General features: G+C 44.7%; 12 protein-coding genes. 1 reads left to right on the forward strand and 11 read right to left on the reverse strand.

Going from position 1 to position 13,030, the window contains the following annotated elements:
* The 11 genes from C6P11_RS09520 to C6P11_RS09570 all read right to left on the reverse strand — a co-directional run bounded on the left by C6P11_RS09520 (window position 1) and on the right by C6P11_RS09570 (window position 12,604).
* Window positions 1–363, reverse strand: a complete 363-nt coding sequence (locus C6P11_RS09520; RefSeq protein WP_003607860.1) for a type II toxin-antitoxin system PemK/MazF family toxin — start codon at window positions 361–363, stop codon at window positions 1–3.
* Between the two features lie 10 nt (window positions 364–373).
* A complete protein-coding gene (gene alr / locus C6P11_RS09525) occupies window positions 374–1,858 on the reverse strand; it encodes an alanine racemase (RefSeq protein WP_135520645.1) in 1,485 nt (494 codons plus the stop codon).
* A gap of 167 nt (window positions 1,859–2,025) precedes the next feature.
* The gene (locus C6P11_RS09530) at window positions 2,026–3,609 is read right to left on the reverse strand and encodes a DEAD/DEAH box helicase (protein WP_056972399.1); all 1,584 of its coding nucleotides are present in this window, start codon (window positions 3,607–3,609) and stop codon (window positions 2,026–2,028) included.
* 179 nt (window positions 3,610–3,788) lie between these two features.
* Window positions 3,789–4,565, reverse strand: a complete 777-nt coding sequence (locus C6P11_RS09535) for a class A sortase (RefSeq protein ID WP_135520647.1) — start codon at window positions 4,563–4,565, stop codon at window positions 3,789–3,791.
* Window positions 4,566–4,571: 6 nt separating this feature from the next.
* A complete protein-coding gene (locus C6P11_RS09540) occupies window positions 4,572–5,825 on the reverse strand; it encodes a DUF916 and DUF3324 domain-containing protein (protein WP_135520649.1) in 1,254 nt (417 codons plus the stop codon).
* Window positions 5,826–5,926: 101 nt separating this feature from the next.
* Window positions 5,927–6,751 (reverse strand): WxL domain-containing protein, encoded by an 825-nt coding sequence (locus tag C6P11_RS09545; RefSeq protein WP_135520650.1) that lies wholly within the window; start codon window positions 6,749–6,751, stop codon window positions 5,927–5,929.
* 12 nt (window positions 6,752–6,763) lie between these two features.
* On the reverse strand, window positions 6,764–7,537 hold the full coding sequence (locus C6P11_RS09550) for a WxL domain-containing protein (RefSeq protein ID WP_135520652.1): 774 nt from the start codon (window positions 7,535–7,537) through the stop codon (window positions 6,764–6,766).
* 21 nt (window positions 7,538–7,558) lie between these two features.
* Complete coding sequence (locus C6P11_RS09555) at window positions 7,559–8,311, reverse strand: WxL domain-containing protein (protein ID WP_135520654.1); 753 nt, start codon at window positions 8,309–8,311, stop codon at window positions 7,559–7,561.
* Between the two features lie 51 nt (window positions 8,312–8,362).
* Complete coding sequence (locus tag C6P11_RS09560) at window positions 8,363–8,746, reverse strand: hypothetical protein (protein WP_135520656.1); 384 nt, start codon at window positions 8,744–8,746, stop codon at window positions 8,363–8,365.
* 262 nt (window positions 8,747–9,008) lie between these two features.
* Window positions 9,009–10,271 carry a UDP-N-acetylglucosamine 1-carboxyvinyltransferase gene (locus C6P11_RS09565; protein ID WP_135520658.1) on the reverse strand — a complete coding sequence of 421 codons (1,263 nt, stop codon included), beginning with the start codon at window positions 10,269–10,271 and terminating at the stop codon, window positions 9,009–9,011.
* Between the two features lie 335 nt (window positions 10,272–10,606).
* Window positions 10,607–12,604: a WxL domain-containing protein gene (locus C6P11_RS09570; protein ID WP_135520660.1), complete on the reverse strand. Its 1,998-nt coding sequence runs from the start codon at window positions 12,602–12,604 to the stop codon at window positions 10,607–10,609.
* 283 nt (window positions 12,605–12,887) lie between these two features.
* On the opposite strand from C6P11_RS09570, the gene C6P11_RS09575 reads away from it, so the two are divergent.
* Window positions 12,888–13,030, forward strand: a 143-nt coding sequence (locus C6P11_RS09575) for a helix-turn-helix domain-containing protein (protein ID WP_135518151.1), incomplete at its 3' end; no start/stop codon positions are given.

A 13,030-nucleotide genomic window follows, 5' to 3' on the forward strand; every position in this document is an offset into this window, starting at 1 on the left:
TTAAACGAGCCCCAAACTAATCACCAACGCTTGATCAAGCTTAGCGATTAAGTGACCCGGCACTAAACCAATTTTATCTTGCAACCGACGCTTGTCGATTGTGCGAATTTGTTCCAATAAAATAACTGAATCGCGTGCAATACCGGTATTCTCTAACTCAGATGGCAAGCCCACGTGGGTTGGCATCTTGGGTTTTGAAATTTGCGCCGTAATGGGCGCAACAATGACAGTCGGCGCGTGCTGATTACCAACGTCATTTTGGATGATCACAACTGGACGTTGCCCACCTTGCTCTGAACCAACTACCGGTGATAAATCGGCAAAGAAGATGTCTCCTCTTTTAATATCATGTCGATTTGCCATACTACTCTCTCTACTTCACTAACTTTCGTGGCAAACGTGGTGACAATCCCGTGGCAATTTCATACGGAATCGTCCCCATCTTGTTTGCAAGGTCAACCAACGTGATTGCCTTATCGCCAACTGACCCAATCAATGTTACCACAGTTCCCACTGGCAACTCTTCTGGTAGCTTGACCATTAATTGGTCCATCGCAATACGGCCAATCAATTCAACTTCACGGCCATCTGGCAACAAAGCGGTCATGCCTTGCAATGCGCGTGGATAACCATCAGCATAACCAACTGGCAACGTGCCGATCCATTCTGGTTCGTCAGTCGTATATGTTGCGCCATAAGAGATTGATGCACCCGCTTCAACTTGCTTCACGTGAACCAACTCAGCCTTCAATGACAAGACCGGTTGAATCTCACGCATGGCCAATTCACCTTGTGATGGGTCAAAGCCATACATGCCGGCACCAACGCGAGCCAAATCAGTACTTGGTTGCTCGTGCCACAATGATGTCCCTGAGTTTGCTAAGTGACGCCAGATATCGGCTGGCAAATCAAGACCATCAGTCAATTCGTGCCAGCGTTGTAATTGTTGCTCAAAGTAAGCTGTGTTGCCACCATCAGCGGTCGCAAAGTGCATTCCAATCGCCTTGAATTCGACGTTTTCTGCATCATTTAGCTTTGCGACGACACGCTCAAGTTCGGCACGGTCACGAATACCAATGCGTCCCATACCAGTATCAACCCCAACTGATGCAATCAATGTCTTATCGGCTGGCAAAAGGTCAAGTGCTTCATCCAACCAGGTTTCACTTGCAACAACGGGCATCAATTCAAAGGTCGCCAAATCAGCAACATACGTAGCCGGTGTTACACCAAGAATAAAAATAGGCTTCTTGATGCCAAAGTGACGCAACCAAATACCTTCGTCAATTGTTGCCACCGCAAACCCATCAACGCCTGCATCTTCAGCTGCCTTAACGATTTGTGGCAAGCCGTGGCCATAAGCATTTGCCTTTACGACGGCAAAAAAGCGTTCGGCGCCGGTCAGCTCACGAATATAAGCTACGTTATGAGCCAGCGCTGACTCGGAAATTTCGAGCCAAGCCGGACGTCGCTCACTGACCGGTTGGTGTAAAGAAGCCAACGACTCCAAAATAACTGAACTATGTACGGTATCACCTGTATGAGAAATTGAAATATGTGCCACCGCCTCGTTTTGCTTGGGGTGCTTAACCATGACTGGTTGTCCAGCTTCGTTTGGAACAATTTCCATATCATGCCAGCGAACTTCGCCACCAATTCCTGTTCCAACGGCCTTGCTATATGCTTCCTTAATTGAAAAGCGGCCAGCCAAGAACTCCATTTGGTGCTTGCCCTTACGCTTATCAAAAACCTCGCGCTCTGCTGGCGTCAAAATGACGTCAATAAACTTTGGTCGGCGTTCCGCCAATCGTGTCACATCACTAATCATTTGGGCATCAATGCCTTGTCCGATTATCATGCTAACTTCCTCCTAGATTATTGTTTCATTATACGCTGTTTATCGTCATTTTACTGTAACATCATTCAACCAAACTAAAAATAAGCAAACAACAATATGCCAGTTTTTAGAGCAATAAAAAACCTCCGTTCAACACAGAATTGAACAGAGGTTTCATTTGTTATTAATTAGTCGTTGTTCTTGATGACAAAGTCACGTGATTGACGACGTGGTGCACCTGAGCGACCGCGTTGTGAACGGTCACCTGATCCAGTGCGTGAACCACGGTCGAATGAACGACGCTCGCGTTGTCCGCGCTCGCCATCACGTCCGTCACGACCACCTTCACGACGGCCACGGTATCCACCGCCACGACGCTCGCCACCTTCGCGACGACCACCACGGTATCCACCACCGTTGCGTGAACCACCGCCGAAGCCAGAACGCTTGCGAGGCAATGGACGCTCACGTGACAACGTGAACTCAGTGTCCATTTCAGCAACGTTAGCAACTGCACCCAACAAGGCCGTTGCCAAAGTCTTGGCATCGTACTTTTCAACCAACTTGTCGATGACTTCTGAGTCAACGGCACCTGAAGTTGCCGCAATGACATCTTCAACTGAATCAGCAGCAACTGACATACGGCCAGCCAATGCTTCTTCACGGGTAGGTGGCTTCAATGGTTGCATACGCTTCTTAGTCAACTTTTCGATGTCCTTCAAGTAGTCCATCTCAGCGTTTGAGATAAACGTTACAGAAGTTCCAGTAGCACCGGCACGACCAGTACGACCGATACGGTGAACGTATGATTCTGAATCTTGTGGAATATCAAAGTTGTAAACGTAGTCAACACCAGAAACGTCCAAACCACGAGCAGCAACGTCAGTGGCAACCAAAATCTTGATCTCACCGTTCTTGAATTGCTTCAAAACTTGTGAACGCTTTTGTTGCGTCAAGTCACCGTGGATTCCGGCAGCGTTAAAGCCACGCAATTCCAAACCACGTGTCAATTCATCAACACGGCGCTTCGTACGACCAAACATGATAGCCAACTTTGGTTGTTGCACATCCAAGATGCGCGTCAACGTGTCGAACTTTTCAAAGTCGCGTACACGAACGTAGAATTGCTCAACCAAATCCGTCGTCAATTCCTTGGCAGCGATTTGGATGTGCTCTGGGTTCGTCATAAATTGCACACCGATACGCTTGATAGCAGGTGGCATCGTTGCTGAGAACAACAACGTTTGGCGTTGATCAGGAACAGCCTTCAAGATTGATTCGATATCTTCAAGGAATCCCATGTTCAACATTTCGTCGGCTTCGTCCAAGACCAAAGTCTTAACGTTAGACAAGTTAATCGTGCCACGGTTGATGTGGTCGATCAAACGTCCTGGCGTACCAACGACGATGTGAGCACCGTGGCTCAAACCATTGATTTGGCGGCGAATATCTGCACCACCAAAGACAGCTTGTACCTTAACGCGCTTATCGCGTCCCAACTTGAATAGCTCATCTTGTGTTTGGATAGCCAATTCACGTGTTGGTGAGACAACAAGGGCTTGTACTTGGTTGCTGTCTGTGTCAATCATTTCCAAGATTGGCAAACCGAATGCGGCCGTCTTACCGGTACCCGTTTGGGCTTGTCCGATAACGTCCTTACCAGCCAAAGTCAAAGGAATCGTTTGTTCCTGGATTGGCGTGGCCTCTACGTAGCCATGCTTCTCGATGGCCGTCAATAGGTCTTGTGTAAGACCCAACTCTGAAAACTTCAAAATATTTCCTCCAGTTGCGATTGCGGAGTCAATCGCGCTCTATATATCGCGAACTACGAACAAAATTCAAACTAGACACAATCCGGCGTCCGTACTGCGTTTGATTTTGGCAACAGTCCTTTTTGTAACTTATCCATCTTATCTTGTTAACAACTAATTAGCAAGTGAATTAGCCATACTCACTTCAACATAATAACTAAAATAACAAGAAGCAAGTAGACCAGCCAGATGACAAAGAGTGGCCAGAAGTCGTATCCGACTACTGATTTCTGTGTATTCTTTGCCATGTTCATGTGGGACCGTTGCATATAGACCTGACTTCGCGGTTTAGTAATTTCACCATCAAGCTTTGCCTGCACCAAAATACGGTTTGGCGTTCGCGTTGGTGCTGAACAGGTGACTAAGCTTAACTCCGAATCAACTGTATCTTTCACTTTATTAATTTCAGTCTCTAAAATTGTTGATGTTTTGTAAATCGTATATTGATAGTACTTGCCAAGGTATTGCAAATACGCCTTCTGACCGACCTTAGCACCCTCCAACACACCAAAATGCACCTTTGTGTGCCCCATATTGTGTCCAATCAACACCAGGTTGTGCTTGTGTACCGTTCTGTTTGGAAAGAGTGTTACGGCACCATAAAACAAATTTTCGTTCGTTAATCCAGCATAAATATCATCATCAAGTCCAACCGATGGCATCACAACACGTCCGACGGCTGTCCTAGCGTGCGTATTCATGTTCATCACAGTCTGTAACGTCGGCGCATGAATTGTCTCGGCCGGTTGAATAACCTTTGGCAGTTTCGACACATACTTTACAGATGTTGTTGACTTGACATAACAGGTATAGAAATCCTGCAGAAACGGTACCGAAAACAGTACCGCCGCCAATGTTAGAATCGCAATAATAACCGTTTTTATTTTTTTACTGTGTTGAAAACTTTGCTTTCCCATTTTTCACTAACGCTCTACAATCTGGACTTGTTTTCCTTTCTTAACAAGACGCTTATATTCCTTCATCGTGGTTGTACGAATAATGGGCAATTCTTGTCCATTTTGATCATGCACAATTTCTTCAATTTCAACTTCTTCCTCATCCTTGCGACGCTTAAAGACAAATAGCCACAAGAATAACGCTAACAACAACAATAGCAAACCAAGCACAATGACTAATAACTCCCAGTTAAACGGTTGAATCGTCACATCCTTTTGGTTGAAGTGCTTTGCTGTGTCAGCCTTGATTTCAAACGTCTTTGTAAAATGCCACATATACGTATACGTATCAGCGCCCTTTGTATTGAAGTCTGTCGTTGTAAACCGTCCCTTTGGGTTCTTGTCCGCATACGCCATCAAGTCAAGCTTATACTTCCCCGGCTTCATGGCTTCCCCAGCTCCTAACGCAATCGGGTAATTGAAATTGGTGTTCGGTGCCATTTGCATATTGTCTTTTTTAGATTGGTAAACGACCTTTGACGATCCGACTTTTGAAATCTGGGCCGTTACCGCCATTTGGTTAACGTACACATTCAATGGATTTTGCAAATTTGCAGTGACAACATTTCGATAGTTAATCTGAGTTGGCTTAACTTCATGCATCTTCAAGCCGGATTTTTGAATTTGATCATCACTGTATGCCGCATCCTTTGACTGGCGCATCAGCAATCCTAATTGAAATGAATAGATGTTTTTAATCGCCATTCCGGTAGACTTAACATCCATATTTTGCTGATTTTGCGTCTCATCTGAGAACGTTAATCCGCCGGCAATAATTCCGGCATACGCTTGATTTGGCATAGAAACATGGACGGGAACCTCTTTCGTCTCACCGGCCGCTAACTCAACTTTTTCCGGCACATCAACCAAATCTTGCATATTAAATTGACGGGTCTTATCAGCCTTAATCTTGTTTAGGCCATACTCGACAACACCATTGTTGTTTGTGCTAGCTGGCGCTACTTTAGTTGTCACCATCACTGGACGCTTCGTGTTATTTTGATAACGCAACGTTAAATCTTCTGATTCACCTGCACCAAGCTTCAAATTAAAGAAACCATCAGTCTTATCTACCTGGTTATCTGGCAAAACCGGCATAACTGAAAAGGTTAGTTGGTTGGCTGATACTGGTTGGCTACTCACTAATACACCAATGCCAGCCGTCGCAATTAGGCTCGCTACGGTAATCAGACTGCGCTTAATCTTCTTTGTTAAATTCATGTCTCTTTCTCTTTCTTAGGCGTTTATTCTGTCTTAATAAAAAATGGACGGAGAAGTTTTCCTTCACCATCCACTTCTCATTTATCATGCGAAAATATTCTCTATTTAACGATAGTTGGCATGTCGCTTAGGATCCATTCGAATTCTGTCGCATACTTATCTGCCATCTTATCCGTCTTACCTGGCACCATTAGTGTGACAGCCTTATCAGTGTCACCACGCTTTGAGCCATCAGCGTTAACTTCCGTTGAAACAATGTCTGTTGCGTCACCAAAACGCATCAAGTGGGTACCACCAGTTTCGTTTGTGTCACCAGCATTCTTAGCTGCCGCGCCAGACATAATGTTAATGGCATTACTAGACAATGGATCCAGCGTAAATGACTTTAGCGCCGTGATGTCCGTTGCGTTTGTTGATGCTGTCGTCATTCCTAGGTGATTTGCGTTGCCAAATGTGACTTCAGCACCATCCAAAACAGCATTACTGTTTTGTCCCTTGAATTGGCCGTTTTGCTTAACTGACAGCGTCCAACCCGTAAACGATCCGCGATTATCTGTCATTTGCACATAATCAGGTCCTGTTGTCTTCTTACCATCAAACGTCGTGTATTGTTGCGCACTACCTTGGTAAGTTTCGGTCTTTGATGTAATTTTTTGAATACCAAAATCAATTGATGAAGCAAAATCAATCGACAAAGGGCCAGCTTGTGGCGCTTGTGGGTCAGTACCATCTGGATTCGTTGGCTTGACCGGCTTGTCTGGGTCTGGATTCGTCGGATCAACCGGGTTGGTTGTATCCTTTGACGGTTGGAAAGTAACAGTTCCTGTTGACTTATAATCAGACATTTGCGCCGCTAGAATCGGCGTTTGAGTGACAGCTAACGTAGCAAGAGCTACACCTGCAAAAAGAGTTACTTGCTTCTTCATAATGATTGTTCCTTACTTTTGTTGTAATGGGACATTAATAAGTGTCCACGTTAATGTCGTTGTATATGTTGCGGCATCACGGGGCGTCGTACCAGGAATTGATAAGCATACCTTTGGGTCGATGAGCATACCACCGTTTTCTTTGTCCGGCTTCAAGTCACCATCGTATCCCCAAGGCATCATCCAAGTCCCTGTTCCTTCACCTTTTTCAGCTTCCATAACAACAGTCTTGCTGCCATCAGGCGACAAGGCTGTATTATACGTATCTGGTGCAATAGCATTCGTTAATCCAACTGCGTATGAGTCGTCTAATGAAATAACTGCACCATCAAGAACTGAAGGGTGTTTTGCATCATTCGTCTTAAATTGGCCATTTTGCGAAAGTTGCAGTGTCCAACCTGCACGATTACCGCGGTAATCAGACACCTGTACATAATCAGGCACATAGGTATCTTTACCCCGTGTTTGAATCTCTTGCGCCTCAGCATCATAACTAACATTCTTATTAGTGATTGCATGCGTACCAAAGTTAAAACTTGAGGCAAAATCGATTGACAACGGACCCGGCATACCAGGTTCTGGCTTACCATCTGATCGCGTTGGATCAACCGGTGTTACTTCGTCCTCGGGTTCATCAGGGTTATGCGGTGGTACCACCTCAGTGCTGGGGATGAATCCAACTGTGCCGCTAGTTTGATACTCATCTGCATCTGCGGTCACCGCACTTGCAAGACTAAGTAATGAAACCGCTACGACACTTGTAATCGTAATCAGTTTATTTGTCATGCTTTACCTCTGTCTTTTGTACTACTTGATGGGCGTATTCGTTGGAACTTGTTCCAAACTCCAATTCAAAGTGGTTGAATATGTTGCCGCGTGCTTAACTGCTTTACCAGGGACAAACAAACTGACCGCTTTATCGTCAGCTAATTTGTTGCTACCAAAGCGCGTTAACCACGTTCCTTGACCACTGTTCGCAGTGGCTGTCATAACCAACTTCTTCTGGCCCTTTTCCAAGGCAATATCGTTTGCAGCAACGATTGGTGCAGTTGCGCCAGTTCCTGCGATTCCCTTTACGTTCGCATCATGCAACGTAATCACTGCACCATCAAGCGAATTCTTGTTGTCCGTCAAATCACCTTGTTGCGTTACGGATAGCACCCAACCTTTATCCTCACCGGTATTATCAGTAACTTGCACATAATTTGGACCTGTCGTGGTATTTCCTTGACCGTCCGTAAATTTTTGGACTTCTGCATAATACGTTTCATCAGTTGTCGTAATTTTGTTCTTACCAAAATTAAATGATGACGCAAAATCAAGTGATAAAGGTCCCGCATTAGGATTATCAGGCTTGTTGGGATTATTAGGATCCACTGGCTTAACCGGATTGGTCGGATCTGGGTTGTTTGGATCCAACGGTCCAGATGGTTGATCGTTTGGAATAAACGTCACCTGTGCCGTTGAATCAAGTGTTGAGACGGGCGCTGCGTATACACTCGCAGTCACTCCCAGCGTTGCCATTGCCGATGCGGCAAATAATGTAACAGTTTTAGACATATTTTTTCTCCTCGCTTCGAATGTGTCTAAAAGGGTCAAAATGTGGATAAATTAACCGCGTTGGCTAAATTTCTTACCGTTAACGAAATAAAGTCCAGTGGCAATGAATGTTAACAACACCGGCAAACTAAATCGCTCTAGCATCGTTTCGCTACCCGTGTTCGGCAACACCGGTGTACCATTCTTTTCGTTTGCCTGCTTATAATACGGATTTGTATTATCGTTTGGTTGGTAGACCGTGTTTTGGAATGTATCATCCGAGCCGTTCACTTGATCATCTGGGTAAGTGTAGTGTCCACTAAAGCGGGCCACACCATCCGTTTGATAAGTTTCAGTAGAAACTACGTTGGCAGGCGTATCTTCCGTATATCCCACCGTTGCGACGCTTAAACCAAACAGCGTACTAGCAACAATCAAAAGTGCTTTAACTTTCATATAATTTATCCTCCCCTCACAATAAGTTTGGTTTACAGATAGTCTTTACCTATTTGTACACCCTTAGTGTAAATTGTTTGGCAGGCAATATTGGCAATCGCTTTGAATAAGGCGCACTTACAAACCGTTCGTGGCAGTTTTTTAATTTTTAAAAATTAAGTGCCTGTGCAAAAAAAGCACCAGTCCCAAATGTTCGAGACTGATGCTTTGCCGTATATATTAAAACACACACAACGCCGAGTCGCATTGTGTGTGTTTATCATTAATCTTCTGCTATTTGAATATCCGCATTCAACATCGTTAGCTTGTGGATAATGTGATCATATCCACGCAAAACGTGCTCAGCATTCGTCACTTCAGTGATACCGTCAGCCATCAATCCAGCCGTCACCAACGCAGCGCCGGCACGAATCTCAGCCGCGGCAACGCTTGCGCCGTGGAAGTTATTGCTGTTAGCAACAGTAATAACACCGTACTCAGGATTCTCAATCGCTACCCCAAGCTTTTGAAGCTCTGGAATGTGACGCGTACGCTCTGGATAAATCGTCTCTGAAATAATGCTCTCACCCTCAGCCAACGTCAAAAGTGGCGTAATTGGTTGTTGCAAGTCAGTAGCGAATTCAGGGAACGGTGCCGTCTTAATGTGGATTGGCTTAAGGTTTTCAACCTTTGGCACAAAGATGCTGTCCTCACGAACATCCAAGTCCACACCCATTTCAATCATCTTAGCCGTAAATGACTCCAAGTGCTCCGGAATAATGTTCTTAACCAAAACACCATCACCTTGCGCGGCAGCCAATGACAAATAAGTTCCTGCCTCAATACGGTCAGGAATAATCGTGTGGGTATTCTTTGATTCCAACTTAGGCACACCCGTAATACGGATAACGTCCGTTCCAGCACCACGGATTTGTGCACCCATGTTGTTCAAGAACGTTGCCAAGTCGATGATTTCTGGCTCACGTGCGGCATTTTGCAAAATGGTCGTGCCTTCTGCGTGTACAGCAGCCAAAATGATGTTCATCGTAGCACCAACTGAGACCATGTCCAAGAAGATGCGAGCACCCTTCAAGCCGTTTTCAGCCGTGATGTAAACCGTATCGTTTTCTTCACGCGCCGTTGCACCCAAGGCTTCAAACCCCTTGATGTGTTGGTCAATTGGACGAGGTCCAATATTATCACCACCTGGGAACGTCACCGTTGCGCGGCCAAAGCGACCCAATAGAGATCCCATAAAGTAGTATGAGGCACGCAAAGACTTAATTGCCGTAGATGGCAACTCCGCCTCAACAATATCAGTTGGGTCAATCATCAATTCGCCACCTACAAAAGTAGACTTAACGTTCATTGACTCCAAGATAACTTGCAAATTGTATACATCTAGAATATCTGGCACACTGTCAAACTTCACTGGTGTCTCAGCCAAAATTGCAGCTGGAATCAAGGCAACAGTAGAGTTCTTTGCGCCTCCAACTGTCACTTCACCACTGAGTCGGCGTCCACCATGGATAACCAACTTCTTCATTCTTTCACCCTTATAAAAGCCTTATTTCTTTTATGCCTATCAGGCCCGTTCATGTTTTCATATATTTGTAACGTGCATACCGATTGATTATCATCAACCGGGAAGATTTATTAACTTCTAAACAACGTACTGTACAAGTCTACATTACATTTATATGAATAACAAGAAAAGTCGGCACCTAATATCAACCTATAACTTTTACTTTAAAATTACCGAATTATCATACTCGTTATATTTCATACAGTTCTCATTACTTATTTATAGTTACCGAATAATAAGGAAATATGCTTATACAAAAACAGACCCATCAAAACATAATCGGTCTGTTTTCTGATTTATTTAATCGATCCTGGCACGTTCATTAACATCCAGTTCATATTGGCTTGATAGGATTCAGCCTTAGCGGTCGTTCCTGGTACAACTAGCGAAACACCACTATTCGTTTTGCGACCATCATAATCCGTTCCGAAATCATTCTGACCACCAAAGCGGGTTAGCCACGTCCCCCAAACACCAACATTGTCAGCCGACATAATTTGAATAGTGTCACCAAAGGCCGCTGATTGATCCGCCATTGCTGTCACACCCTTCTGGTTCGCATCAGTCGACGCTAACGCTGCCCCTTTAAATTCTAAATAAGCTTGCGACAGTGTTGTATTTGATGTTTGACTTTTCAGCTCACCTAGCTTTACCTGTAGCGCCCACTTTCCTGGTTGTTCACGTAAATCTGTGACTTGCGCATACAACGGCGTGGTCAGTCCAGTATGGTTTGTATCGCTAAAAGTCTGAGCGGTCGCATGATAGGTTTTGTCTAAAGCACTAATCTTTTGCTTTCCAAAATCAAAAGTCGAGGCATAATCAAGTGTTAATTGACCGCTTGCGTCCGTTGGAACATCAGACCCATCCCCAGGATTAACCGGCGTGACCGGGTCATCCCACTTTGGATTAAATGGATTTAATGGTCGGTTATAAATTGGGTAGTACGTGACAACCACCGTTTTTTTATCGCCGAACTTTCCAGTGACGGTTTTAACATCTGGCGTAAAACCAGCTTGTTGTGGTGAATCAATTGTATATGCTTCACCATCATAACCAGACTGCGTCACCTGCTTAAAATATTGTCCGCGACTGGCTGCATACTGGTACTTAACCGTCACATCGCTGGTCTTCTCATACGTTAAATCACATTCCGTGTTAACATCGTTGCCAATCGTAAAGTTAAGATAGTTCGCATGGTTTTTACCAGCTAACTCATAACCCTGAACTTTAGGCGCCAAGTAAACATAGTCCGGGTCGTAATTAGGATCCTTCGCAGCATCCGCTTGCGCTGTTTCATCTCTCAAAACGGTCACATGCGCACCAACCAACGCTGGCTTGACTGCCGGTGTAAAGACAGGCGCCTTAAAATCTGATGTATCGACCGTATTAGCTGCCGGCACACCCTTAAATGTCACGTTGGAGGTTCCCAGTTGCAATTCAAACGAACGCATATCAACCGTCATGGTTGATGTATCTTGCCCAGTTGCTGCAATCACACCGAATCCCATGTTGCGGTATACAGTAATTGTTTTTGACCATTGATTTTTAAACGCCGATGAAGATAGCGTTCCCGTTACTTGCGTATCCGTAACCGTAGTCGGTTTCCAATTAATTTCTACATCATCCCCATTTTTATCTAACTTAACCTTCATACCTTGATCGTATGATGGGTTGTAATGCTGCAGGTCACCGTTAGCATTAGTTTCTCGAAATGAGGCATACTGCGAATTATTATTTGTTGAGATTGGCGCATCATGCCATTCCTGATTATAGTGAAAGTCAATTCCCCAAAAATGGGCATTATTAAATCCCGTTCCCGTCTTTGGATCCTTTCCAATTCCCAATAATCCTCCTCGTGATCCATTCCCCATTTCGTGTGGCGCCACAGGTGCCATCATGACACCAAATGCATCTCCAGTGCGCTTAGGCTTGGGGCCAAACCAACCGCCTCCCGGAGCATTTCCACCAGTGCTAGTGCGCAACACACCTTTGAACTTAAACGGTTGCGAAACGTCAATTGAATACTTAAATGATGCTGACCCAAATTGTTGTTCCAATCCCTGGGTTAAATCAGCTTGTCCATTCTTAAACGGTGTACTGTCACCACCCGTGATAAACGCCTTTCCCATTTGTCCCGGAGTGATTAGGTTAATTTTCGAACTACCAATTTCCGTTTGTGTGGCTAGCTCTGGAATTGTGGCTGCAAATACTGTTGTTGGCAAAACTGGCATCACCAACCCCAACGTGGCGGTCAGCATGACAGTCTTAGAAAGCCTTTTGATGAATAGTCCCATTGGTTTTCCTCGCTTTTTTGCTTACGGTGTCTTATTCACGCCGTGAGTAAAAGTTTGTCACTCACATATATATAGCTCACCCTTTTTACATAGTAACGAACCACAGAACCGGAACCGCCAAAGCTACATAAAACAATATACTCACCACCATGATTATCCGTCAGTTTTTCAAGAAACTTGAATTTACAATTCAAGTGCAACACTAAGCTAAATAAAAACTGACTCATAATGAACCAGCGTAAAATGTAGTTTGTCTAGAACATACAGAACGCGAGGAAACATTATGAGTCATTATCATCAGCTTACCGCATTTGATCGCGGACGTATAGAAGTTTTACTCAGAGAAGGGTTGTCAATGCGTAGCATTGCAAAAGAAATTGGTAGAAGCGCTTCGACAATCTCTCGTGAGATTGCCCGCTGTGTTGG

It is taken from the genome of Weissella confusa (assembly GCF_004766315.1).
Classification (GTDB): Bacteria; Bacillota; Bacilli; order Lactobacillales; family Lactobacillaceae; genus Weissella; species Weissella confusa_A.